This window comes from Paenibacillus sp. J31P316 (genome assembly GCF_056269105.1).
On record NZ_JBWDNI010000006.1, the window covers coordinates 84,074 to 107,806 of the forward strand.

Here is a 23,733-nt window from a genome sequence, read left to right on the forward strand (position 1 = left end):
AATTACTTGCACCTCTATCATATGATAGCCCTCTAGGCTTTGCAAGCAAAATCTTTACAGTTTTCTCTGATTCTTCTACTCCTTCACTCTACCTGGAACAGGTCGTTCAGCAGCTCCGCCGTGCGATCGACGAGCTCATGTCCCCCCTCGGGACCGACCAGGCCGTCAAGCGCGAACGCGCTGAAGCCTTTGCCCTCTCTTGCCTTCTCCGTCGGCAGATAAGCCGCGAAATCGCAGGCCAGCTGGACGACGAACGTCTGCCGCGCGCGGCTCAGCGCCTTCAGCCGCAGACCGAATTCCGCGAACAGCTCGAACGGGTTCGTCGCGATCGCAATTCCGCCCAGCCGCATGACATGCACCTCCGCGTCGAAGAACGGAAACTCGGCGCCTTCGGCGATTCGCTGCGCGACCTTGCGCCTGATCCGTTCCGCGCGTTCAGGCTCCCGGAACAGATCCTCGATGTAATCCGACACGATCGCTTCCGTCTCCTCTTCGCGCGGGAAGCTGAGCGGCAGCCGGACGGCGTGCACCTCGTGACGAAATTCAGGCTCGCGCTCCTGGCGTGCCTGCGCCAGCTCGAATTGACTCCAGGCGAGGTCAGCCAGCCTCCTGCCGAGCTCCTCCATCCCTTCGGCTTTGAACATGTCCGGTTCCGCGCCCTTGCCTGCGCGAATGAGGTCGCCATGCGGCGCCGCATCGCCGGCGGCGCCGACGAGGGGCAGGACGAACAGTCCGTCGCCGAACCGCTCCCTCAGCTGATCCCGCGCTTCCGCCCAGAAGTCCGCGGTAATGAAAGATTCGCCCTCCATGACCTGCGCCGGGCACGCGACGTTCATGACGATGCCCGTCAACTGCCCTGCGGCATCCCATAGATAGAGCATTTCCACCCCATGGTCGCTGGGTCCTTCAATTGCCTTGAAGATATCGTGATGCACGGCTCCGTACAGCATCGCCCGACCGTCCACGTAAGTGGAACGGCGGTTGTGCCCGACGACGGCGTAACCGAAGGCCGGACTGACCGCCCCCGCGGCCCTTGCGCGCCAAGCCTCCGCAGCCAGCGTATCCAGCGTACCCAGCAGCTGCTCCATGTACTCCGGCGGATGCATGGCGCCGGGATCGCTGAAGTCGTAGACGTTCGTGCCGCCGGACAACCGCGAGAACTGCTCGTAGTCCTCGAACGGCGCGTTATGCGTATGCGTCGCGCACACCACCAGCTTGGCGGCGTCGAAGTCGGGGATCGAACGGCGAAGCCGCTGCGCAAGCCCGTTCTGCAGCTCGCGGGTGACGATGACCAGATCCACGGACACGATGATCGCCTGACCGCCGTCGGCGCCATCGAGCGCCAGCGCGGTCGCCGTCAGTGGGTCCCGGACATACTGCGACAGACGCTCGAACATTTGCCCGCATAAGTAAACCGGACGCGCCGGCGTAATGTCGCCGGATGCCCAACCGATGCTTAGACCGCCCATGATTTTTTCCTCCTTTATAGAGTTATAGAGTCGCATGATGGCGCCGAATGGCCGAATGCATGATGGCCGATTCGGGTTGGCCCCCCGCGGGACGCCGGGACGGCAATATGCTCCATAAGACGGCGTGCGGCGTGCGGTGCGGGATAGCATGACCATGACCATGACATATCCCGCGCTTCCTCCACGTTAGGAGCCGTTTCGCTCCGGCACCCAGGTTTTCATTTTCCCCGGCTCGCGATTATCCCAAGCGAAGTACGGTACCGCCACGACGCCCGGACTGCCGTCAGCCGTTGCTTCATTGAATTGCACCGCATTCAGGATCCGTTCGTTCCGGCTCAGCGTGAACGTCGTGTCCGGAGCAATCGTCAGCGTCTCGATGTCGATCGGCTGATCGGTCTCCTCGAAGCAGTACACGAGCGGCCCGCGCTGGAGCGCGACTTTCCCGACATTGGCTTCGACGCGCGGATCGGCGTGGACATGCTCGATCGGCATCGCGAACGTCAGTTGAACGGTATCGCCGGCCTTCCATGCCCGGTTCAGGCGAATATAGCCTTTCTCCAAATTCAGCTGGTCGACTTCCTTGCCGTTCACTTGCAGCCGCAGATCTCGGCACCAGCCGGGATACCGCAGCTTCAGCGTAAACTCCGCCTCGCCGTTCTCGGGCTCGACCTTGAGCGTGACCCGCTCTTCCCACGGATGCTCCGTCGTCTGGCTCAGCTTTACGACCGCGCCGCTGCCCAGCGTCAGGCGGGCTTCGCTTTGCGCATAGAGATTGACGACGGCTTCCCGGTCGCCCGTCGCGTACAAGTAGCTGCCGATGGAAGGAATAAATCTCGCCACGTTAGAAGGACAGCAAGCACAGCCGATCCATTCGAAGCGGTGATGCAGACCGTCCGCGTTCAGTGGGTTAATGTAGAAATACTTGTCGCCCGCCAGATTGACGCCCGCCAGCGCGGCGTTGTAGAGCGAGCGCTCCATGACGTCGGCATACTTGGCGTCGCCGTGCAGCAGGTTCATCCGGTGGTTGAAGAACACCATGCCGATGGATGCGCATGTCTCGCAGTAGGCTTTCTCGTTGTTCAGGTCGAAGTCGCGCGTAAAGCCTTCGTTATCATGCGTGGATCCGATGCCGCCCGTGACGAACATGTTGCGGTTGATCAGCCGGTCCCACATGCGATCCAGCGTTGTTTTGTAGCGTTCGTCGTTCGTCTTGTACGCGACGTCCGCCATGGCGGAGAACATGTACGCCGTACGAACCGCGTGGCCCACCAGCTCCGTTTGCTCCAGTAACGGAACATTGCCCTGGCAATACTCCTGGTCCTCGTGATGCCAGCCCTGCCCTTCGCCGTGCCGGCTGCCGCGTTCCTCCAGCATCCACTTCGCATGGTTGAAGTAGCGCTCGTCGCCCGTTTCCCGGTACAGCCTGATTAACGCCATCTCCGGTTCCTGATGCCCCTCCACCCACAGATGCTGATCGGGATTCGGGCCGAAATACCGGTCCCAATGGTCCGCCAGCTTGATCGCCACGTCGAGGAAGTTCGTCTTGCCGGTCGCCTGCTTGTGCGCGACTGCCGCCTCGATGAGATGGCCGCCGCAGTAGAGCTCGTGCTTGCCCATGTCGGTGTATTTCTCGTTCGGCTTCTCCAACTGATAGTAGGTGTTGATGTAGCCGCTTTCCTCTTGAGCCGCGGCAATGAGCGCGATAATATCGTCGACTTGCTTGTCGAGCTCGGGATCCGGCTGCAGCGCAAGCGAGTATGCCGCGCCTTCGAGAATCTTGTACAGATCCGAATCGTCGAAGAAAATGCCTTCGTGTCCGCCTTCCTTCAGCCCTGCCGCCTTCGCGAAGTTGTCGATGCGGCTCTTGGAGAAGCCGAGGCATGCCGGGATCGTGTTCGTCTTGTGCGCTGCCAGCCGCGGCGCCCAGAAGGCATCCGTGAACGTCACTTGCTGAAAAGGTACCCGCGCGAACGTTTTCCCCAAATCCTCCGGGGCCGACGCGCTTTGCTTGGCCATGCTCATTCCTTCTCATCACCTCTTATCGCAGGTTGGTTTCTATTCCCATGATAGATGCTATAATGAGTTTCAAATAGCCTGTAAGCGAACGACATAATCGCACAATATGAACTTCTCGTTCGAAAGGAGCCCTCCGATGAACTACTTTCGGTTTACGGCACCGCCCCTGCCGCATTATATCGTTGGCGGCGAAGCCGTTTATCAAGCCGGGGATCTGCACGCCACCCGCAAAAACATCAGCCTGTTCGATATGATCATCGTCACCGAGGGCTGCCTCTACATGGAAGAAGAGGACCAGCGCTGGGAGGTCAAGGAGGGCGAGGCGCTTATCCTGCATCCTCAGCGGCAGCATGGCTCTTACCGGGCATGCACGGAGCGGACGCATTTCTACTGGCTGCATTTTCAAAGCACGGGCGAATGGGCGGAGGCTTCCGAAGCCGTACCCATGACGGATCCGGACAAAGACCGCCGCTACCAGCGGATCGAGCATTTCACGATCTACCTGCCCCGGTACTGCGGCTTCTCCGACGCCCTGAGCTTCTACGCCAACGTCCTTGCGCTGATCGAGGCGGAGAAGGAGCCGAGCGCCTCCTCGCGGTGGAAGCAGCAGACGATCTTCCAGGCGCTGCTGTTCGACATGAACGAGAATCATCGCAGCCTGCGCTCCCCCGCCCAGCAGATCGCCGAAGCCGTCGAGCAGTATTTGCGCCAGAACTACCGCGAAGCCGACTGCTACGAGCAGTACCGGGATCAGCTGCATTACCATCCCACTTACGTCGCGCGCTGCATGAAGCAGGTCTACCAGATGACGCCGCTCGAATACTTGACCAAGCACCGCGTCGATCAATCCAAGCTGCTGCTCATCAACACCGGCATGCCGATCTCGCAGATCGCCGTCGACGTCGGTTTCTCCAGCGCCACGTACTATATCCGCAGCTTTGCCAAGCTGCAGGGGCAGACGCCGCGGGAATATCGGGGGCGGTTCCGATAGGGATCGAGGGGAAGGCCGGCGGCAGACCGGGCGCTAGTCACAGATGCAGCGCCGGCCGTCCCCTTGCCGCGTGCCGCGCTTAGGGCTCGATGCTCAGCCGAAACGGCGAAGCCGGCAAGCCGGAACCGCCGAACAGATTGGCGTCCGTCCAGTTGCGCCAGCCGTAGCGAACGCGCGCGGGAGCGTCTACGCCATCGGCGCGAAGTACGACCGTCGCCCCGTCTTCAATCTCGGCGGACGCCGGGACGAACAACCCGTCGCTGCCGGCAATTTCGAAGCCGCGCAGTCCGTCGTCGCAGCCGCTGGCCAGGCCGCCTTCGGCATAACCGAAGGTCAGCTCGGCAGAGCCGTCCTCCCGAGCGACGCTTACGAGCGGCACGGGGCCATTGCCGTTCACCGGCTCCCGATATACCTGCTCCCGGGCGATCAAGGCCAGCCGCTCGCCGACGGGCCGCTTGTTCGGCGGATGGATATCGCCGAAATCGCCGCAGTCGATGGAAACCGCCATGCCCGCGCCGGGAATGCGCCGCGAAGCGATCAGCTGCGCCTCCCGCTGCAAGGCCCAGTCCTCGCCGTTCTCGTTGCCCATGCAGCCGAAGTTCGAGAGCTGAACGAACAGGAACGGCAGCTCCGGATCTCCCCAGTCGGCGCGCCAATTGTCCACGAGCGCCTCCATCATGCGGGGATACAGGCCGGAACGCCCCGTATCCGCTTCCCCTTGGTAATAGATAAACCCTCTTAGCCCGTAAGGCGCCGCATGCTTCAGCATGACTTCGTACATGCCGCATGGCCTTAGGAAATACCGCGGGCCGATCGGCGGAGGCCACTCGGGCGCGACGAGCTGTTCCGCCGGTACGCCCTCATCCAAGCGCGCGTAATATTCGGTCGCCACGGCATTGAAATGGCGATCGGCCTCATAGTACGCCTCCAGATCCAGATCCTTCGTCTGCTCCGCGAACTCGTCGAGGTAGACGCAGAGCTCCTCGTCGTCCGCCAACGTCTCCCGGGATACCCAGCAGTTGGCGTACGTGGCGCCTTTGCTGCAGCCGATGATACCCACGGGAACGCCTTGCGTCCGCAGAATCTCCAGCGCAAAATAATACGCCACCGCCGAGAACTGCCCGGTATGCTCCGGAAGCGCCTGCCGCCATTCGCCCCGATGCTCCCGGCCGTCGTCGTAATTGATCGGCGGCACTTCGTAGAAGCGCAGCAGCGACTCCTTCGCCCGTGCCGCCTCGTCCCTGCCGCCGAGCGTATCCTTCAATCGCATCTCCATGTTCGATTGGCCGCCGGCCAGCCACACCTCGCCGAACCAGACGTCTCGGATCGTAATCCGCTCGCCTTCCGATTGGACCGTGAGCTCGAACGGTCCGCCTGCCGCCATAGCAGGCAGCGCAAGCGACCAGCGCCCGCCGCGAACGACCGTACCGGCTTTGGCGACATCATCGCCGATGGCCTGCAAGGATGCCATCCCAGCCTCTTCGATTCGCGCTTCCTCGGCAAGCGCATCGGAAGCCGCTCCGCTAGCATGCATGCGAATGTCCGCGACTCCAGTATTGGTAACTTGAGCATCAGGAGCCTCCGTCCGGCGGCACCAGACATTCACCGTCGCCCCTTCATTGCCCTTGCCCCACAGCGGCGCGGGCTTGCCGCGCTGCAGCACCATGCCGTCGCTTAGAATGGGCGCTATGTTCAGCATGCCGATTTCCCCTTTTATCGGAGCGCCCGCTTCATCGACAGCGCGAGCAGCGTCCGGTAATTTCGCCAATCCTCATGCAGATTCTCGCTGTTCGTGACCACTGCGCCGGTCAAGCCATAATAGGGATCGATCCAAAGCATGCATCCGCTGTAGCCGGGATGCCCGATCGTCTCCGGCGAATTTAAATCGCTGAAGCAGCCGTGGGGATTGTTCGCCGCCTTCATCATGCCGATCGCCGAGAAGGCATGCCGGCCGCCCGTGCGTTCGCGGAACATGAGATCGACGGAAGCTTCGGTAAAGATTCGCCGTCCCTCCCAGTTCCCCTTGTTCAACAGCATCCGGCCGAAGCGGATCAGCTCCGCCGCGGTCGAATGCAGCCCGCTGTCGCCGGTCGTCGCCAAGCGGAACTCGCCGCTCTCGTCGCCCGGCCGGTCCTTATGGCACGGCACCGTGAATTCGCCGTTCGCGAGCGACGCGGTGTCGAACGTCGTCCGCGCCATGCCGAGCGGATCGAACACACTCGCCCTCGCGAACGCCTCTATCGGAGCGCCCGTGATGCGCTCGATGACGTCCATCAGCATGGAGTAACCGGCCGTATAATAGGCGAATTGCGTCTCCGGCAGCGTGTTCCATCCGGTCCGGCCGTAGAGCGCCTCGAAGTAAGCCTCGATACCGCCGAGCCCAGGCCAGCCGAGCTTCACCTCGCGCAGTCCCGAGGTATGCGTGAGCAGATGGCCGATCGTTACCTGCGGCACCGGGAACTCCGGAATGAAGCGCCGCACGAGATCGTTCAGCGTCAGTTCCCCTTCCTCCGCCAGCTTGACGATGAGCGCGGCCGTGAACATTTTGGTCGTCGAGCCGACATTGAACAGGGTCTCCGGCTTCACCGGCGCCTCTCGAACGAAGGACATCGTCCCTTCCTGGAACGTATAGAGCTCCTCGTCCTTGCTGCCGACGGCGATGGACAAACTCGGTGTAATACCGTTAACGATATACGACCTTAATCGATCCTCCAGCGATGCAGAAATCATACGATTTCAACCTTGGATTTTCGGCTCGTGACATCCTCTCTGGACTTGAATTCCGGAAGCAGCTCCGTGCCGAGGCCCGGTTTATCCCAAATCCACATATGACCGTCTTTGATAGGCAGATTGTTGGTGACGACTTGCGTATAGTAGCCGCCGTCGTAGAAGGCGCGTTCCGTTTCGATGGTGAGGGCGTTGGTGACGCTGGCGCATAGATGCATGCTGGAAATGATGGTAACGGGGCCGGTTCCGTCGTGAGGGGCGACTGGGAGGTGGTAGGTGTCGGCGAGCGCGGCAATTTTCTTGCCTTCGGTAATGCCGCCCGTCCAGACGAGGTCGAGAATAACGATATGCGCGGCCTTCTTCTCGAGAATTTGACGGAAGGCATAGCGGGTGAAGAGCCGTTCGCTGACGCATTGCGGCAGCCGGACGCTGTCCGCCAGGCGAGCCAGATCATCGGGACTGTCGGGCTGCATGATGTCTTCCATCCAGAACGGCTGCAGCGGCTCGAGCGCCCGGCCGATCTTGATCGCGCAGTTGAGATCCCAGCGGGAGTGGCCCTCGATCATGATCTCGATCTTGTCGCCGACCCGTTTGCGGATCTCTTCCACGCACCAGAGCCCTTTCTTCAGATCCTCCAAGCTGAGGTAGCTGCCAGCCGGACCGACCGCGGCCCAGCCCGCCGGACCCGTGATCGCTTCGACCTTGAGCTGCGGCGCGAACCGGTCCCATGGCCAGAACTTCATCGCCTTGATGCCCTGCGACAGCAGATGCTCCGCGAGATCTCCCGGCCGCTCCAAGGAATCGTCCATGTCGCGGTACTTGCCGAAGTTGATGCAGGTGTTGTAGATCGGAATGCTGTCCCTTGTCTTGCCGCCGAGCAGCGCGTAGATCGGGAGCCCCGTCGCCTGGCCCAAAATATCCCACAGCGCGATGTCGATCGCCGAGAACGCCCGCATCTCCGCGCCGGCGTACCCATAGAAGTTCGCGCAGACGAACAGCGTGTTCCAAATGTCCTCGATATGAAACGGATTCTTGCCGAGGATGAGCGGCGCCGCCATCTCGTGGATGACCGCCTCCACCGCGCCGGGCACGTAATACGTCTCGCCCAGTCCGACGAAGCCGTTCTCCGTCGTGATCTCGACCCAAATGATGTTCGGCTGCTCTTTCCACCGGTACGTTTCGATGTGTACGATTTTGTCGTTGCCGGGCGATGCCGCCGGATTCTGCTTGATCATCTCTACACCTCTTCCGCGAATAGTATGGGATGCGGATGGCTTCGTACGCGGCCGAATGTCTGGATGTGCGGCCATCCGATGGTTTAACGTTGGTTCATCGTTCAACGTCCCTGTGCACGGCCGTCCTCGCCCTGCTTCCATGCCTCGCCCCAGCCCGAATCGCCGCTGCCGGCCATGCTCCAGTTCCCGGCGCCGCGCAGCTCGGTTCCGCGTTCCAGCAGCTCCAGCGCCGCGCGCGCGATTTGGTCGGGGTCGAGTTCGAAGTGTCGGAAAATATAAGCGTTCGACGCCGCCTTGCCGAATACGTCGCGCAAGCCCAGCCGCCGGAAAGGAACGGCGATCCGCTGCTCCGCGAGCACCTCGCTGACGGCGCTGCCGAGACCGCCGATAACGGAATGATTATCGAGCGTCAGGACGGCCCGGCACGTCGAGGCGACAGCCGCGATGCCTTCCTCGTCCAGCGGCTTGATGCTCGGCGCGTGCAGCACGGCCGTGCGGATGCCGTTCTCCTCCAGCAGGGCGGCTGCTTGAAGCGCGCGTTCGGTCATCAGGCCCGAGGTGACGAGCGCGACGTCGCTGCCGCGGCGCAGCAGGTAGCTCTCGCCCCACTGCAGCCGGTATGCCGTCCCGTCGAACAGCTTCGGGAGCAGTCCCCGGCGAAGGCGAAGATACACCGGTCCGTCGGTGGCAGCCGCCAGTTCGGGCGCCTGCTCGGCTTCGGACGCCTCGCCGACGTCGAGGATGCGCATGTTCGGCGTCGCCCGCATCATGGCCAAATCGTCGATCGCCTGATGCGATGCGCCGCCGGGACTCGAGATGCCCGGCATCATGCCGACCAGCTTGACGTTCAGCCGCGGGTACGCGACCGACATCGCGATCTGGTCGAAGCAGCGCCGCGTAATGAAACAGGCGAAGCTGTGCGCGAACGGAATCTCGCCTGCGCGCGCCAACCCGGCCGCGACGCCGACCATATTCTGTTCGGCCATGCCCATGCTGAAGAAGCGGCCGGCATGTTCGCCGCGGAAGAGGTCGGCCTCCGTCTGGGAGGTCAGGTCCGCGCTCAGGCAGAGCACGTCCGGACGCGCATGGCCGAGAGCCGCAAGCGCGTGGCCGTAAGCTTTCAGCCGCGTTTCCGGCGAGCCTTTGCCCCCGTAAATAACCGATTGCGTCGCGTCGATCATGGCGCCGTTCCTCCCCCCATGCCGAAATCCAGCTCCCGCAGGGCGGCTTCGGACTGTTCCTTCGTCCATCTCACGTAATGGACGTCATGCTTCCCGTGCAGCTCGGAGACGCCGTTGCCGGGAACCGTATGCGCGACGATGATCATCGGTTTCCCGTTCTTCCGAAACGCCTCGCCAAGCGCTTGCTCCACCGCGGCCGGATCGTTGCCGTCGATCTCGGCGACGTTCCAGCCGAACGCCCGCCACTTGTCGGCGATGGGCAGAATGCCCGTCACTTCATAAATGCGGCCGTCCGCCTGCATGCCGTTCACGTCGACGATCGCCAGCAGATTATCCAGCCCGTGGTGCTTCGCTACCATCGCGGCCTCCCACGTCTGCCCTTCCTCCAGCTCGCCGTCGCTCATGTATACGACCGTCCGCCAAGGATGCTGCCGAAGCTTCGCCGCAATCGCAAGGCCGACGCCCTGCGACAGGCCTTGCGCCAGCGAGCCGCCCGTAATCTCGAAGCCGGGCGTCGTCTCGCTGCCGATCATCTCGATGACGCTGCCATCGGCGCTGTACGTGTCCAGCAGCTCATCCGGGAAGTAACCCAGCCGCGCCATCGCCGCATAGACGCCGATCGCGTAATGGCCGACGGATAACAGGAAGCGGTCGCGCAGCGCCCAATCCGGTTGTGCCGGATCAAGCCGCAGCATGCGGTAGAACAGATGCGCGATCATTTCGGCGGAGCCGAGTCCTTGCGCGATATAGCCGCCGCCAGCCGCTTCCGTCATGCGGATGACCGTTTTCCTCAGATCCTTTACGAGTCCGTCCAGCGGCAGCTCCGCAGCGCAGCCGCCCGGCGCGATGTCGGCATAAGCATTCATCGCCATCCCTCCTCCGTCAGATCAAGCTGCCGCCGTTGATGCGCAGCACCTCGCCCGTTATATAGCCCGCCCTGCCGGGATCGCTCAGATAGAGAATCGCGGAAGCCATGTCATGCGCCGTGCCCAAGCGGCCGACGAGCGGGCGCTTCGCGATTTCCTTCTTCTCTTCTTCCGTGTTGGCCAGCATCGGCGTATCCGTCGGCCCCGGCGAAATGACGTTGACGCGGATCGAGGGCGCTCCCTCGCGGGCTAGCGATTTGCTCATCGCGATGATGCCGCCCTTGGATGCGGCGTAGTGGGCCGCGGGACGAATGCTGCCGTATTCGCCTGCCGTCGAGGCGATGTTGACCACGGAGCCGCCGCCGGCTTCCCGCATCTGCTTCATCGCTTCCTGGCACAAGAAGAAGTTGCCCTTCAAATTGACGTCCACGACGAAGTTCCAGTTGTCCTCCGTCACCTCGTCGAACGCCGCTTCATGCCAAACGCCCGCGCAGTTCGCGAGCACGCTGACGGGACCGAGTTCTTCTCTTGTCCGGCTCATGAAGCTTCGGATCGCCGACACGTCGCGAATATCGACCGTATCGTGCACGACGTTACCGCTTTGTAATTTTGAAACCGTTTCCATTAATCCTGTAGATGAAGCATCCATGAGTGCAAGCTTGGCGCCTTCCCGTTCGAAAGCGAGCGCGACGGTTCTGCCCATTCCGCCTCCCGCCCCCGTAACCACGACGACCGAATCCTTGAAAATCACTGCATTTCCTCCTTCTCGAATTCAGGAATCATTGCATAATATGGTTAACTGTCATTTGGTTAACCGTATACCATTTACTATTTACTATTCTAGGAGGAGGGCTTATAATTGTCAATAAGAGTAAATACTCACATTTTATATGTACCATGATAAGGAGAATCTTCGATGATCAAAGTGAATCGCAAACACGATCGATTTTCCCGCAGCGTCTTTGCCAAAGATATTTTGCATCATTTGCGCCTGCAAATTTTATCCGGGGAGCTGCCTGCCAGGTTCCGTCTCGTCGAAGGCCAGCTGGCCGAGGAATACGGCGTCAGCCGCGGCCCCGTGCGCAGCGCCATTCACGCGCTGGAGCAGCAAGGACTCGTGCAAACGCTTCCGAACGGCGGTTCCGAGGTCGTCGGTTTTACCGAGAAGCATGCCAATGACCTGTTCGACATGCGCGAGAATCTAGAGCGGATGGCTGCCAGCGAGATCATGCGGAACGACACGATCGATACCCAGCCGCTGCACGGCATCATCGCGAATATGCTTAAGAACGGGATTTCCCTGCAAGAGCTGGAGCAGCTCGATATCGAGTTTCACTACGAATTCATGAAGCTGGCCGACAATTGGGCGCTGCTGCAGCTGTGGGGAACGCTTCGTCCCATCATCACCGACATGCTCACGCTGTCGAACCGGCTGAACACGGCAAACGAGCTGATTCCGGACAACCACGCGCTGATCCTGCAGGCGATCGAGGATCGGAAGCTGAATGTCCTGCTGCAGCTGGTGGAGGAGCAGATCAAGCTTCCCCGCCAGCTCATCGCGGACTGGTACCGGCAGCGCGCGGCCGAGGAATCGGCTGCCGGATCTTCGGCACAGTAAGCTTCAGCTTTCAACTTAGCCTCCGGCGGAGTTTTCCGCCGGAGGCTTCTTCATGTCGGCCGCGCTCCGCCCCTGCCGTCTCAGGCGAGTAACCAGCAGCAGCGAAGGAATGAATGCGCACCAGCCGGCGATTACTGCTCCCCCCGCTCCCAGCGAAGGGAACACCAGCCGCATGACCGCCAGCATCGGCAGCACGGTCACCATGACGACGGCATTTTGCCGCCCCATCGTCCACAGGCTCCGCCTGGCCTCGTAGGCCACGAATACGCCGACAAACGGAAAAAAGGTAATGAAGCCTTGCAGCTCCTGCTTGCCTAGCACGAGCAGCGTTACCAGGCAGACGGTAAGCGGCACCTTCACCCACGGCGGCAGCGCCGTACGCTCGCCCGGCTCCTCCCGGGGAGGCATCCAGCGCAGCAGCGCCAGCGCCAGCAGGAACGCGGCCGCGGCACCGATCCAGAAGAGCTCGCCTCGGATCGGAACGGCCTGAGCCATTAGATATCCGCAAAGGCAGTAGCCGGCTGCGGATGCCGCGATCGCGGCGATAATCGGCACCCGCCAGCCGGCGTAGAGCATTCGCACCGCTTGCATGAACAGAAACATGAGAGCGAGCGACAGGATATTCAAGATATTCACCTGCTTGCCTACAGCCAAGTAAGCGAACGTGAACGGAAAAGGCAGCCCGAACACGAGCGCCTTCCACTTCGGATGGAACAAATACGACGCGGCCAGCGCCTGCGCCGACACGACGGCAATCAACAGGACATCCCACAGGTTCATCGGCTTAGTCTAAGCCTAGATGCCGCTCAGGTCGATTTTGGTGCCTGTTCGCGCGCTCTCCAGGGCGCCTAAAACCATGGCAATGCTCTTGATATTATCGTGGCAGTCGGTTTCCGCCCGGCGTCCTTCTCGGAGCGCCGCGAACATCTCGTCGAAGCAGCCGAAATGATCCTTTCTTCCTGCGTACGTCAGCTCCGCCGATTCGCGCTCCGTTCGCAGCGTGAAGCTCGGCTCCTGTCCCGCGACGACGATATCCGCGATCGGGGGCTGTTTCGAGCCGTCCCACAACGCCGTACCTTGCGACCCCACCGCGCGCCAATTGGCCTCCCATGACGTATTCGCGCCTTCCGCGCACCAAGAGCCTTGGTAACAGAACACGGATCCGTCCGACATTTCGTAAATGCAGATCGCCGACGCGTTGCCCCCGTACCAGGATCCGGGCGGATTGAACTCATGGCAGTAGACCGACACGGGATCCGCGCCGAGGATGAATCTCGCCTGATCGAAGGTGTGGATGGCCATGTCCAGCAGCAACGGGCTGTCCATCGTATCGCGGAAGCCGCCGAAATGCGCGCCGATATAGAAATCCGCCTGCAAATGGCCGACCTTCCCGATCTTCCCCTCCGCGATCAAATCGCGGTACGCGCGGATGCTCGGATGGAAGCGCCGATTCTGCATCACCGCGTAGGTTCGGGCATGCGTGTCCGCGGCGCGGATCATATCCTGCGCTTCCGTCAGGCTGACGGCCATCGGTTTCTCCGACAGCACGTCGCAGCCGTTCGCGAGCGCCGTCATGCAGACGTTGTAACGGGCGGCGGGGATGGTCACATCGAAGACGAGATTTGCCTTCGATTCGCGGATTGCCTCCGCGAGGTCCGTATAGGTACCGCAGGTCAGTCCGTGGCGCTCTGCCATTCGGACTGCCTGCTCGGGGTAAATATCCATCAGCGCCACGATTTCCGTATCCGGCCGCTGCAGCGCGTATTCCACCCAATGGTTGGCCATGCCGCCGCAGCCGGCCAGCGCGACTTTGAACGTTGTCATTGTCCGTAGGCTCCTTTACTGCGCCAGCTCGCCAAGGCGGGCGAAGATCGCGAGCGCCGGGTCGATCGGCACGTCGGCGCGCTTCACGTCTTGCGGGATCTGAATCGTCGGCGTCGGACGCGGACGGCGGTTGCCGAACTGCGGCAGCCATTCGCTCTCGGCGTCCAGCATCTCCGTCACCATGTCGCGGATTTCCTTCAGTGTCAGCACCGAGGACGTCAGCGGGTCGAGCGCGATCGCCTGCACGACCGTCTCCGGATCGCCGGACTTCGCCGCCATGACGGCCAGCCGTTGGACGTTGATGTTCGTCATGTTCAGCGCCGCGCACTGCGCCGGCAGCTCGCCGACGATCGTCCGGTGGATGCCGGTGCGGTCCGCGTAGACGAGGCCTTCCGCGCAGCAGTCGTCCGGCAGGTTCTTGATCATGCCGTTGTTGCGCAGGTTGCCGCTGAACTTGAACGGCTTGCCGGTCTCCAGCGCCTCGATGATGTAGGCGCAGTATTCGATGCTGCGGGGCGGCAGGTCGGCGGATTCGTCCGTCAGCAGGTCGGCCTCGGTGTATTTATTCGCCACGTACATGCACCAGTTGTAGTACGCGCCGGATTCGCCGCCGAACGCGGGCTCGTCGCAGTAGAGGTCGAGCGCTTTCTTGCTGTGACGGAACCACGGCACGTATTCGGAGAGGTGACCCGTCGACTCCGTCATGAAATAGCCGAAGTGGCGGAATACTTCGCCGCGCACCTTCTCGTTGACGTAAAATTCCGGCTCTTCGAACTTCTCGCGCAGCTGCGGGTAGAGATCCTGGCCCTCGTGCTCGATCTTCAGGAACCAGCCCATGTGGTTGATGCCGCCGGTGATGAAGTCGATCTCCTGCTTCGGCACGCCGGTGTAGCCGGAGATGAGGTCGAGCGTCGTCTGCACGCCGTGGCAGAGGCCGACGTACTGGATATTCGTCTCGCCGAGCGCCCAGCAGATCATGGCCATCGGGTTGACGTAGTTGAGCAGGATCGCTTTCGGGCACAGCTCCTCCATGTCGCGCGCCACGTCCAGAATGACGGGGATGCTGCGCAGGGCGCGGAAGACGCCGCCCGGTCCGAGCGTGTCGCCGATGCATTGGTCGACGCCGTATTTGAGCGGGATCTTGTAATCCAGCTCGAAAGCGGTCAGGCCGCCGATTTGGAACGAGCAGATGACGTAGTTCGCGCCCGCGAGCGCTTCGCGGCGGTCGGTCGTGATGGAGACGCGGGCCTTGAGGTTGTTTTGCGCGATGACGCGGTCGATGTAAGCTTTGACATGCGTCGTCTTGGTCGTCGACGGCGCCATGAGGACGAACTCGGTTTCTTCCAGCACTTCCGTGGCCATGATGTCCAGGATCAGCGTTTTGCAGAATACGACGCTGCCGGCTCCGATGATGGCGACTCTTCTCATAAGGACACCCCGTTCTTTGGAATGGATGAAAAGCGGATGGTGGAAGGCGTGGGGGCCCTGCGGCGGTACGGGTCTGCGTTCGCTGTTGTAGTTCGGAATTCTCTCATTTGATTAGACATTTAGAGGTGGAATTCCGACTACAAAGGCGATCTCCGACTCCGTACCTCCTCCGGGCCCCTGCTTCCACCGGGGCTTTTTAAGACATGGCCTGCAGAACTTCCCCCAGCAGGGGGGCATTGCAGGGTAGGCAAGGCTGACTGTCGTGGAAGACTTCACCTTCTTTTCGTTGCGTTGCGCTGCGCTTTGGCCTGGTCGGCCGGAGGCGGCTTCCGCCGCCGCCAGCATTAATGCCAGTACAAACACCGGCACCATCAATAACACCATCAATAACACCATCAATAACACCATCATTAATACCGGCACCAATTCCAACATCAGTCTCAGCACTAACGCCATTAACAACAACACCAAATACCAACATCAATACCAATGCCAATGCCATTGCCAGCGCCACGCCAACTCCAACATTAATGCCAATACAAACACTTGCACCTCATTAACACCATCATTAATACCGGTACCAATACCAACATCAGCATCAGCACTTACGCCAACTCCAACCCAGCAACAGCAACAGCAACAGCAACAGCAACAGCAACAGCAACAGCACCAACACTAACGCCAGTATCAACATAAACACCAATACCAACATCAGCACCAACCCAGCACCAATACCAGCACTAACCTAGCACCAATACCAGCACCAGCACCAGTACCAGCACCAGTACCAGCACCAGCACCAGCACCACCAGCACCATACCAATACACGCCGACGCCAGCTCGCTCTGCAGCACGGTGAAACCATTCAAATAAATGCAAATTTGCACTTATTCTGCATGGGAAATACCCTCCAAGACCAAATAGATGCAAATATGCATCTATTCCGGGGTTTTTCGCTTCTGTATCGCGTTTATAGCTGAAATAGCTGCATATTTGCAGTTATTGCTCGTATTCAGCGATAAGCGCGCCGATTAGCTGCATTTTTGCAGTTATTTCTACCGTCAAGCGATTGCCGCCAAGCGCGTGATCCCATTGCATCGCTATACTGCAGAGGTATTGCGGTCTGACGAGGATGTGCGTGCCGATCGCAGCAAGCAGCCGGTTCTTCGGTACCTTAACGATCCACGGGATTAATGCTTGATACCGTTACTTGTTAACCGCATAACTGCCCGTCAGCGAGCCGATTGGCCGCCCGCTTCTTTACACCTTCGACTCTTCCTTATACCGCGACATGAACAACACGTAGTCTCGTGCGATCTTCAGGTCCTCCAGCGCTTCTTCGGCCGTGCAAGGCGCCGGACGTTCGCCGCGCACCGCGGCGAGGAAATTGATGGCCTGCTTGCGCATCGCGCCTTGGTTCGGCAGCACCGGCTCCGTGAAGGTCGGCGTGCCCCCGTTGTCGCGGAAGACGGTGACTTTGCCGGCGCGCTGGCGGGCAAGCGGGGCCGGAAGCTCGATTTTGATATATCCCTTCTCGAAGGTAACGAGGATGCTCTCCTGCCAATCCGTCGAGGTGATGTACGTGCCCATCTCCAGCGTGACGCATTTGCCGCTGTCGCTTTCGCCGACCAGCAGCGCGCCCGAGCGGGCCGCATAGACGAGCTTGTACGGTTCGCCCAGCATATAGCGGATCGCGTTCACTTGGTGAATGTAGAAGTTGACGAACCAGTCGTAGCTGCCCGTCTGCTCCTCGGTCATGCCCGGCACCGGCTGCGGCTCCCATTCGGTCGCGCCCGTCGGCTCGTCGCTCCAGAGCGCGTTGTCCGCGCCGCCGCCCCAGTTGCCCGGAGGCATCGAGACGCGAACGTAGTTCAGCTTGCCGAACTCGCCGCTTGCCTGCCACTCGTCGATGAGCGTTTTGGCATACTCGACGGCCGGATCGGAACGCTTGTGATAGCCGACGACGTGCAGCGCGCCGGATTCCTGACCGAGGCGCACGAGCCGATCGCCCGCTTCCACCGACAGCGTGAGCGGCTTCTCCGTGAACACGGGCACGCCCGCGCGGAGGATGTCCGGAATCAGGATCGCGTGGCGCTGATACGGCTGGGACGCAATGACCGCATCCAGCTGCTCGTTCGCAAGCAGCTCCGTATGGTTGGCATAGATCCGAGAAATGCCGTAACGGGCGGCGACCTTCTTCGCCAGCTCCGCGCGCGGCTCCGCCAGCGCCACGACCTCGCACTCGTCCTCCAGCATCGCGTAGTTGAAGAGATGCGCGTTTTGGCCCATGAAGCCGGAACCGATGAATCCGATTTTCAATTTACTCACGCTCGTTACGCCTCCGTCTCGTCATTGCCTAGATTTTCGAACAGGTAAAGTCCGTCCTTGCCGGGAGCCACGATGTCGGGGAAGCCGTTGCCCGTGATGTCCTGCACCCAGAAATAAATGCCGCAGCCCGATGCCTCGCCCGCAGGGCCGTAATCGATGATGTGTTTCTCGAAGGCGCCGTCGCGGATCTTATAGTAGTAAATGCCGATGTCGTCGAATGCGCCGGGATCGCCGTCGTTGTGCGCGCGGTAACGCTTGCCCGTCACAAGCTCCAGCTCGCCGTCGCCGTCGATGTCGACCATCTGCATATCGTGGAATTGCGAAGCCGTCATGTCGATCTCATGCTTGATCCACGACCGGACACCGTTCTCGTCGATGCGCTGTTCCAGCCAATGCAGTCCGTAGTCGTGACCCTGGCCGACGATAATGTCCATCAGGCCGTCGCCATTGACGTCATGCCCCAGCATCGGCACGCTGGCCAATCCCATGTCGAATTCGGCATGGAATTCCCAAGGGCGCTGCGACGGATCCTCCGGCTGCTCCAGCCAGCCGTTCGCGAGGATGATGTCCGTGCGGCCGTCGCCGTTGATGTCCGCAAAGCCCATGCCGTGCATAGCCGCCGACTCGCCGATGACGATCGTCTCGAATTGACCGGTTCCCCGGCCGTTCTCGTCGACGATCAGCTTGAAGTACTGCTGCGGATCGTGCACCGCGTTCGAGAAGATCTCCGGAAGGCCGCAGCCGTCGATATCGAAGAAACGAACCGTTTCGTTGCAAACGCTCGGTCCGATATCGAACGTCTGCCACTCTTCCCCGGTCACGCCGGGGTTTTTGCGCCAACGCACGGTCGGGCTCCAGTAGGAAGCCGTAATGATGTCGGTCCATCCGTCGCCGTCCACGTCCATCGGGAAATCGCTGAAATCGTCATGGTAGCCGCCGATCGACTGAACCTCGCAAATCGGGTGCTTTTTCTCGAAATCCGGTCCCTCATACCAAAAGGCACCGCTTACAATATCCAGTACGCCGTCGTTGTTGACATCGAATACGCTGCAGGCCTCGTAGGCCGTATCATCGATCTTGCGCTTGCGAAAACGGGTAGGCAAAGGTTAACCCTCCTATGAAATTGTTGGTTTCGCCTTCATTTTAAGGGAATCGCAGGACCGCTTATAGCCAATACTCAGACACATTAGTACGAAACTCAGACTAGATGGAAGCTCTTCCAATTGCTATACTTGGGCTGACTGATAATGCGCCAGCGCCAAGAGCTGCCGAACGAATCGGAGGTCGAGCCGTATGCGGGTGAATTACGAAGGCGTCGAGATCACCATCATGGGTGCGGGACGGATTACGCCGGATCCCGAATGGCACATCGCCCCCCACAAGCATGATCAGTACGAGATTCATTTCATTACCGAGGGAATCGGCCGCAACCAGCTGGACAACGGGGAAATGGAGCTCTATCCCGGCATCGTCTACATGGCTCCCCCTCAAGAGATGCACGCCCAATATTCGGACAAAATATCGCCGCTCGGACTGTATTATGTCTTCGTCGACTTGAAATTCCCTGTGCATTGGGAGCCGCTCTCGCGTATCTACGCCCCCTTCAGCTTCTCCAGCGGCGATCTGCTGTCGATCTTCGAAAGCATCGGCAGCCCGGCCGTCGATGCCAGCGTGGGGAGCCGGCTGCTCGGCAATATGCGCCTCATCGAAATGGTGTGGAAGGTGCTGGAGTCCCGTTTGCAATCCGTCATCCCTGCTTCTCCCGCCCAGCCCCTCAATCAGCACGGACAGCCCACGCTTCTGCTTCAGAATGCCGTACTCTACATCCAGCAGCATTTCTACCGCAACCCGACCGTCGCGGAAATCGCCGAGGCCTGCTATGTGAGCGAGCGCCACCTATCCCGCATGTTCCTGCGCCATATGAACATGACGGTCAATCAATTCGTCCAGCACGAGCGTCTCTTCTACGCCTCCACGGAGCTGAAGCATACGAGCTCGTCGCTGCAGGCAATCTCCGAGCGCCTGCAATTCTCGTCCATGCAGTACTTCGCCCAATGGTTCAAAGGACTGTCGTCCATGACGCCGGCGGAGTTCCGGAAGAAGCATTACACCGCGTAAACGCAGGATAAAATAAAAAACAAGGGGCTGCCCGGACGTCTGGATGACGCGGCAGCCCCTTGTTCGCAGCTGGCAAGTATGCGATTGGATGAGGGAACGAATTTACATCGGAGAACCTGCCCTGCCGCCGCGCTGCGCCGCCGAAACCATAAGCAGAATCGCGGAGACCAGGTGAAGGAACCAGCCCACGAACGGAATCCAGCCGAGCGCGGACGTGATGATGCCTACTATGGAACCGTATTTGGCTTCTTTGCTCATCGCCGACATTACGAGCGTCAGGATGTGAAGCAGCAGCATTATGCCGAGTACGCTGTAGCTGCTCCCGACGACGATCAAGCCGCCGACGATCGGAATGGCCAAGATCAGCTCGAATACGCCTGTCAGCCATTTCATTGCTTGTGAACCCGACAATGCGAACGCCTCCTCAAATGGTGTCACTCCACATTGTAACAAATCCGACACAACTCCGACAGCTGTTCCAAGTCCCTCTCATTCGAAATTGTCGCTGCTGCGCTCCGCCCTGCTTCACAATTAGTTAAGTTTTCGCTTACAGCCGCTAGTTGCGATGACGTCTTTCGTTCTCCTCATCCTCATGAAGTCGATCTCATTCCCTGCACCTTCAAAACAGCTGAGGGCAGCCCCTTTCGGAGCCGCCCTCTCTTCATTAACTGCCGATTTTGATGGAATCGAAGTCGATGCTGCCGCTCGTCGAGTATTCGTCGATACGGAGCTGCTTGATCGTGCCCGACCAGCCGGAGACGCTGCTCATGTCGATGTCGTAAGTCGTATAGCCGCTGTTCGCGTTAATCGCGAAGGTCTTCGAGTGCGCTTCGGTAAATCCGCTGTCGCCCGTGTTTTGGAAATACACCTGCAAATTCGTGGAGCTGGTGTTGTTCTGCAGGCGCAGATACAGATGGCCGTTGCTCGCGCTGACGCCGATGCTGCCCGGCGAGAGGATGTACGGATCGGAGCCGCCCGTCATGCTCACGTGCAGCGAGCCGCCCGAGACGGTGCCGGAGACGTCGTTCTGCATCGCCCAGCCCTCGAAATTAGAAGCCGTGTCGAAGTTCCATTCGACCGCGTAGCTGCTGCCGGAGGAAGGCGTCGCGGACGCCTGCGATGAGTTGGTGCTCTCTCCGGCGCTGTTGACCGCGCTCACTACGTAATAGTAAGTCGTGCCGTTCGTCAGCCCCGTGTTCGTATAACTCGTCGACGTCACGCCCGTCGCGACGTTCGTGTACGAACCGCCGGACGTCGTGCTGCGTTTGACGTTGTAGCTCGTCGCGCCCGAGACGGCGCTCCAGCTGAGCGAAGCCTGCGCGTTGCCGCCGGTCGCGGTCAGGCCGGCCGGCGCGCTTGGCACGGTGCCGCCGCCCCCGGAGCCGCCGATCTTAATGGAATCGAAGTCGATGGTGCCGCTGCCGGAGAACGCGTCGACCCGCAGCTGCTTGATCGTTCCCGTCCAGCCGGACACGCCGGTCATATCGACGTCGTACGTCGTGTAGCCGCTGTTCGCGTTAATCGTAAACGTCTTGGAATGCGCTTCGGTAAATCCGCCGTCGCCGGTATTCTGGAAGTAAATCTGCATGCTCGTCGAGCTCGTGTTGTTCTGCGCGCGCACGTAGATGTGGTTATTGGCCGCGCTGACGCCGATATTGTTCGGCGAGATGATGTACGGATCCCCGCCCGTCATGGTGACATGCAGCGAGCCGCCCGAGACGGTACCCGTCACGTCGTTCGCCATGGACCAGCCTTCGAAATTGCTCGCGGTATCGTAATTCCATTCAGCCGCATAGCTCGTGCCGCTCGAAGACGGGGTCGCCGAAGCTTGGCTGGAATTGCCGCTTTCCCCGATGCTATTGACCGCGCTGACGACGTAATAGTACGTCGTGCCGTTCGTGACGCCCGTATCCGTGTAGCTCGTGGACGTCACGCCCGTCGCCACGTTGCTGAACGAGCCGCCCGAGGACGTGCTGCGTTTGACATTGTAGCTCGTCGCGCCGGATGCGGCGCTCCAGCCCAAGGCTACCTGGCCGTTGCCGCCGCTTGCCGACAATCCGGTCGGCGTCGAAGGCAGGCTTCCGCCTCCTCCGAAGGCAGTGTACGCGATCGCCGGCGCCCAGCTTGCCGCGTCCGCCGTGTTGTTGCCGCTGCCGTCCACTTCGAAGCGGATGACATCGCCTGCGCTGACCGTGATGCTGTCCAGCACCTGCTCGGCTCCCACGAGATCATTGTAGCCGATCGACTGATCTCCGCCGGACGGCCAGATGCGCGTGCCGTTCTTCGTAATGCGCGTAGTGATGCCGTCACCGCCGGAAACGTCGGACTTCAGCACGCGTCCGCGGATGCTGATCGTGCCGTTCGACGGCGCGGTCCAGGCGCGGGCGATTTTGCCGCTCGTGCCCGGCGTCTGGTCGAACTGCTTCACGTTCGGCACGGCCGTGGACGAGTTGGTCTGCCACGCTTTCGCAGCCGAGTCGTAGTAGCTTAAATTGGACCAAGAAGAACCGTTGTACGACTGGTATGACCAATTGCTGCCGCCCTGCGTGCCGCTGAATTGGTAGCCGGCATGGTAAATGTCCGAGGCTGACAGCGTCTTGTTGTTCGAAATGCTCATGCTGCTGGACGATCCGCCGGTATCGGTGTAAATGAACGGGCTGTCGCTGGAGAGATTGTTCGCGATCGTGCCCGTCGGCGTGACGCCGCCGCCCGAGATGCGGACGGATCCGCTGCCGTTGCCTTTCATGACGTTGCCGTTGATCTCCAAGTTAAACAGCTGGTTCGGGATAACCGAGCCGATGTAGGAGTTGAACGCGAGGATCGAAGGACCCCAGCCCGCGTTGTTGCCGAAGTAGTTGTTGTTGACGTGCAGGCCGTTCACGCTGTGCTCGTAGTCGATGCCGACCTGGTCGGGCGAGCCCGTATTCGGCATGTTGATCATCAAATTGTTGAAGAAGTTCGAATCGTACGTGAACGCCGTGTAGATCGCCGCCGTTCCGCTCGGGGACGCGCAGCCGCCCGCCTCGTCGAAGATGGAGTTCATCAGCGTCAGGTTCTTCACGCCGTTCAGCGCCATGCTGTCGCCGCAGTAGCTGCCCATGCCGTTCGCGTCGTGGTCATGAATATAGAGATGGTTCATGATGACGTTTGTGGCCGCATCGTGGCGCGTCACGCCCGGACCGACATACGTGTAGCCGCCGCCGAGGAAATCGATGGTCACGGTATCCTGGTTATGCGCGCCCTCGATATAGTCGAACAGCATGTTGTTGATGACCGGTCCGTTCCACGGATCCTCCGACCTGGCGCTGCTCGCCGTAATGACGATGCCCGAGGACGTGCTGATGGAATCTCCGGTCGTTTGGTTGCCGCTGCCGGATTGGCCATGGATGCCGGAGATGTGGTGGAAGTACAAGTTGCGGAATTCAAGCCCTTGGTGGCCGGACGTCAGGAAGGTAACCAGAATGCCCGTGCCGGCATAGCCGACCTCGAGATCCTGGATGCGCCAGTAGTCCGGATTAGTCAGCCGGATACCGCGGTCGGACTCGCTGCCGTTGCGGATGATTTTCGGCCGCGCGCCGGAGCCGTACGCGCCGATCGTGATCCAGTTGCCGGAATTGCCGGCGCCGGTCACGACCATCTGCTGGTTAAACGTGGCACCGCGGGCAAGCAGGATTTGGTCGCCCGCGCCGAATGTGCCGATGTTGTTGATCGGCGTGAAGGAACAAAACGGCTGCGTCGACGTACCTGAACCGGAGTCGCTGCAGCCAGAGCCGGATTGGTTGTTGACGTAGTAACTCGTATTGGATGCGGCCGCCGGTTTCGGCGATATCGCCACGCTGGTCACGGCCAGCAGGAATGCGGTCAGCAGCGCCAGCCACGCGCGGCGGGTCAGCCTGGGTTGAACGATCGTCATTATTAGGGCCTCCTCGAAA

19 protein-coding genes are annotated in these 23,733 nt (G+C 60.6%); 3 read left to right on the top strand and 16 right to left on the bottom strand.

Annotated features, from left to right (window positions below):
- Positions 1–83: 83 nt before the first annotated feature.
- The gene (locus AC0YNU_RS19590) at positions 84–1,469 is read right to left on the bottom strand and encodes a hypothetical protein (protein WP_475759690.1); all 1,386 of its coding nucleotides are present in this window, start codon (positions 1,467–1,469) and stop codon (positions 84–86) included.
- A gap of 186 nt (positions 1,470–1,655) precedes the next feature.
- On the bottom strand, positions 1,656–3,485 hold the full coding sequence (locus tag AC0YNU_RS19595) for a glycoside hydrolase family 127 protein (RefSeq protein WP_475759692.1): 1,830 nt from the start codon (positions 3,483–3,485) through the stop codon (positions 1,656–1,658).
- A gap of 136 nt (positions 3,486–3,621) precedes the next feature.
- Between AC0YNU_RS19595 and AC0YNU_RS19600 the strand changes: the two genes are divergently transcribed.
- Positions 3,622–4,476: a helix-turn-helix transcriptional regulator gene (locus tag AC0YNU_RS19600; protein WP_475759694.1), complete on the top strand. Its 855-nt coding sequence runs from the start codon at positions 3,622–3,624 to the stop codon at positions 4,474–4,476.
- Between the two features lie 79 nt (positions 4,477–4,555).
- Here the strand turns inward: AC0YNU_RS19600 and AC0YNU_RS19605 are convergent, their stop codons facing one another.
- The 6 genes from AC0YNU_RS19605 to AC0YNU_RS19630 all read right to left on the bottom strand — a co-directional run bounded on the left by AC0YNU_RS19605 (position 4,556) and on the right by AC0YNU_RS19630 (position 11,236).
- Positions 4,556–6,175 carry a sialate O-acetylesterase gene (locus tag AC0YNU_RS19605; RefSeq protein WP_475759696.1) on the bottom strand — a complete coding sequence of 540 codons (1,620 nt, stop codon included), beginning with the start codon at positions 6,173–6,175 and terminating at the stop codon, positions 4,556–4,558.
- 14 nt (positions 6,176–6,189) lie between these two features.
- The gene (locus tag AC0YNU_RS19610) at positions 6,190–7,206 is read right to left on the bottom strand and encodes a serine hydrolase domain-containing protein (RefSeq protein ID WP_475759698.1); all 1,017 of its coding nucleotides are present in this window, start codon (positions 7,204–7,206) and stop codon (positions 6,190–6,192) included.
- On the bottom strand, positions 7,203–8,438 hold the full coding sequence (locus tag AC0YNU_RS19615) for a mandelate racemase/muconate lactonizing enzyme family protein (protein ID WP_161702668.1): 1,236 nt from the start codon (positions 8,436–8,438) through the stop codon (positions 7,203–7,205). Before AC0YNU_RS19615 ends, AC0YNU_RS19610 begins: the two co-directional genes overlap by 4 nt.
- A 101-nt stretch (positions 8,439–8,539) precedes the next feature.
- The gene (locus AC0YNU_RS19620) at positions 8,540–9,619 is read right to left on the bottom strand and encodes a transketolase family protein (RefSeq protein ID WP_475759700.1); all 1,080 of its coding nucleotides are present in this window, start codon (positions 9,617–9,619) and stop codon (positions 8,540–8,542) included.
- Entirely contained in the window at positions 9,616–10,485 is an 870-nt protein-coding gene (locus AC0YNU_RS19625) for a transketolase (RefSeq protein WP_475759702.1), read from the bottom strand. Before AC0YNU_RS19625 ends, AC0YNU_RS19620 begins: the two co-directional genes overlap by 4 nt.
- 16 nt (positions 10,486–10,501) lie before the next feature.
- The gene (locus tag AC0YNU_RS19630; protein WP_475759704.1) at positions 10,502–11,236 is read right to left on the bottom strand and encodes an SDR family NAD(P)-dependent oxidoreductase; all 735 of its coding nucleotides are present in this window, start codon (positions 11,234–11,236) and stop codon (positions 10,502–10,504) included.
- A 165-nt stretch (positions 11,237–11,401) separates the two neighbouring features.
- Here AC0YNU_RS19630 and AC0YNU_RS19635 point away from each other — a divergent pair, with 165 nt between their 5' ends.
- On the top strand, positions 11,402–12,103 hold the full coding sequence (locus AC0YNU_RS19635) for a GntR family transcriptional regulator (protein WP_475759706.1): 702 nt from the start codon (positions 11,402–11,404) through the stop codon (positions 12,101–12,103).
- Between the two features lie 15 nt (positions 12,104–12,118).
- Here AC0YNU_RS19635 and AC0YNU_RS19640 read toward each other — a convergent pair whose 3' ends face one another.
- The 6 genes from AC0YNU_RS19640 to AC0YNU_RS19665 all read right to left on the bottom strand — a co-directional run bounded on the left by AC0YNU_RS19640 (position 12,119) and on the right by AC0YNU_RS19665 (position 18,786).
- A complete protein-coding gene (locus tag AC0YNU_RS19640) occupies positions 12,119–12,883 on the bottom strand; it encodes a hypothetical protein (protein WP_475759708.1) in 765 nt (254 codons plus the stop codon).
- Positions 12,884–12,898: 15 nt separating this feature from the next.
- Positions 12,899–13,927 carry a Gfo/Idh/MocA family protein gene (locus tag AC0YNU_RS19645; RefSeq protein WP_475759710.1) on the bottom strand — a complete coding sequence of 343 codons (1,029 nt, stop codon included), beginning with the start codon at positions 13,925–13,927 and terminating at the stop codon, positions 12,899–12,901.
- Between the two features lie 15 nt (positions 13,928–13,942).
- The gene (melA, locus tag AC0YNU_RS19650; RefSeq protein ID WP_475759712.1) at positions 13,943–15,355 is read right to left on the bottom strand and encodes an alpha-galactosidase; all 1,413 of its coding nucleotides are present in this window, start codon (positions 15,353–15,355) and stop codon (positions 13,943–13,945) included.
- A 196-nt stretch (positions 15,356–15,551) separates the two neighbouring features.
- The gene (locus tag AC0YNU_RS19655) at positions 15,552–15,857 is read right to left on the bottom strand and encodes a hypothetical protein (RefSeq protein ID WP_475759714.1); all 306 of its coding nucleotides are present in this window, start codon (positions 15,855–15,857) and stop codon (positions 15,552–15,554) included.
- 758 nt (positions 15,858–16,615) lie between these two features.
- Positions 16,616–17,683 (bottom strand): Gfo/Idh/MocA family protein, encoded by a 1,068-nt coding sequence (locus AC0YNU_RS19660; protein ID WP_475759717.1) that lies wholly within the window; start codon positions 17,681–17,683, stop codon positions 16,616–16,618.
- Between the two features lie 5 nt (positions 17,684–17,688).
- Positions 17,689–18,786 (bottom strand): FG-GAP repeat domain-containing protein, encoded by a 1,098-nt coding sequence (locus AC0YNU_RS19665; protein WP_475759719.1) that lies wholly within the window; start codon positions 18,784–18,786, stop codon positions 17,689–17,691.
- A gap of 190 nt (positions 18,787–18,976) precedes the next feature.
- On the opposite strand from AC0YNU_RS19665, the gene AC0YNU_RS19670 reads away from it, so the two are divergent.
- Positions 18,977–19,801, top strand: a complete 825-nt coding sequence (locus AC0YNU_RS19670; protein ID WP_475759721.1) for a helix-turn-helix transcriptional regulator — start codon at positions 18,977–18,979, stop codon at positions 19,799–19,801.
- 102 nt (positions 19,802–19,903) lie between these two features.
- Here AC0YNU_RS19670 and AC0YNU_RS19675 read toward each other — a convergent pair whose 3' ends face one another.
- Together AC0YNU_RS19675 and AC0YNU_RS19680 are read right to left on the bottom strand one after the other, a co-directional pair.
- Complete coding sequence (locus AC0YNU_RS19675) at positions 19,904–20,212, bottom strand: hypothetical protein (RefSeq protein WP_475759724.1); 309 nt, start codon at positions 20,210–20,212, stop codon at positions 19,904–19,906.
- 253 nt (positions 20,213–20,465) lie between these two features.
- Positions 20,466–23,714, bottom strand: a complete 3,249-nt coding sequence (locus tag AC0YNU_RS19680; RefSeq protein ID WP_475759726.1) for a fibronectin type III domain-containing protein — start codon at positions 23,712–23,714, stop codon at positions 20,466–20,468.
- Positions 23,715–23,733 lie beyond the last annotated feature (19 nt).

Coding starts and splice junctions, on each gene's coding strand:
- AC0YNU_RS19590 (WP_475759690.1), bottom strand. CDS start 1,469: ATGGGCGGTCTAAGCATCGGTTGGGCATCCGGCGACATTACGCCGGCG.
- AC0YNU_RS19595 (WP_475759692.1), bottom strand. CDS start 3,485: ATGGCCAAGCAAAGCGCGTCGGCCCCGGAGGATTTGGGGAAAACGTTC.
- AC0YNU_RS19600 (WP_475759694.1), top strand. CDS start 3,622: ATGAACTACTTTCGGTTTACGGCACCGCCCCTGCCGCATTATATCGTT.
- AC0YNU_RS19605 (WP_475759696.1), bottom strand. CDS start 6,175: ATGCTGAACATAGCGCCCATTCTAAGCGACGGCATGGTGCTGCAGCGC.
- AC0YNU_RS19610 (WP_475759698.1), bottom strand. CDS start 7,206: ATGATTTCTGCATCGCTGGAGGATCGATTAAGGTCGTATATCGTTAAC.
- AC0YNU_RS19615 (WP_161702668.1), bottom strand. CDS start 8,438: ATGATCAAGCAGAATCCGGCGGCATCGCCCGGCAACGACAAAATCGTA.
- AC0YNU_RS19620 (WP_475759700.1), bottom strand. CDS start 9,619: ATGATCGACGCGACGCAATCGGTTATTTACGGGGGCAAAGGCTCGCCG.
- AC0YNU_RS19625 (WP_475759702.1), bottom strand. CDS start 10,485: ATGAATGCTTATGCCGACATCGCGCCGGGCGGCTGCGCTGCGGAGCTG.
- AC0YNU_RS19635 (WP_475759706.1), top strand. CDS start 11,402: ATGATCAAAGTGAATCGCAAACACGATCGATTTTCCCGCAGCGTCTTT.
- AC0YNU_RS19640 (WP_475759708.1), bottom strand. CDS start 12,883: ATGAACCTGTGGGATGTCCTGTTGATTGCCGTCGTGTCGGCGCAGGCG.
- AC0YNU_RS19645 (WP_475759710.1), bottom strand. CDS start 13,927: ATGACAACGTTCAAAGTCGCGCTGGCCGGCTGCGGCGGCATGGCCAAC.
- melA (WP_475759712.1), bottom strand. CDS start 15,355: ATGAGAAGAGTCGCCATCATCGGAGCCGGCAGCGTCGTATTCTGCAAA.
- AC0YNU_RS19655 (WP_475759714.1), bottom strand. CDS start 15,857: ATGGCATTGGCATTGGTATTGATGTTGGTATTTGGTGTTGTTGTTAAT.
- AC0YNU_RS19670 (WP_475759721.1), top strand. CDS start 18,977: ATGCGGGTGAATTACGAAGGCGTCGAGATCACCATCATGGGTGCGGGA.
- AC0YNU_RS19680 (WP_475759726.1), bottom strand. CDS start 23,714: ATGACGATCGTTCAACCCAGGCTGACCCGCCGCGCGTGGCTGGCGCTG.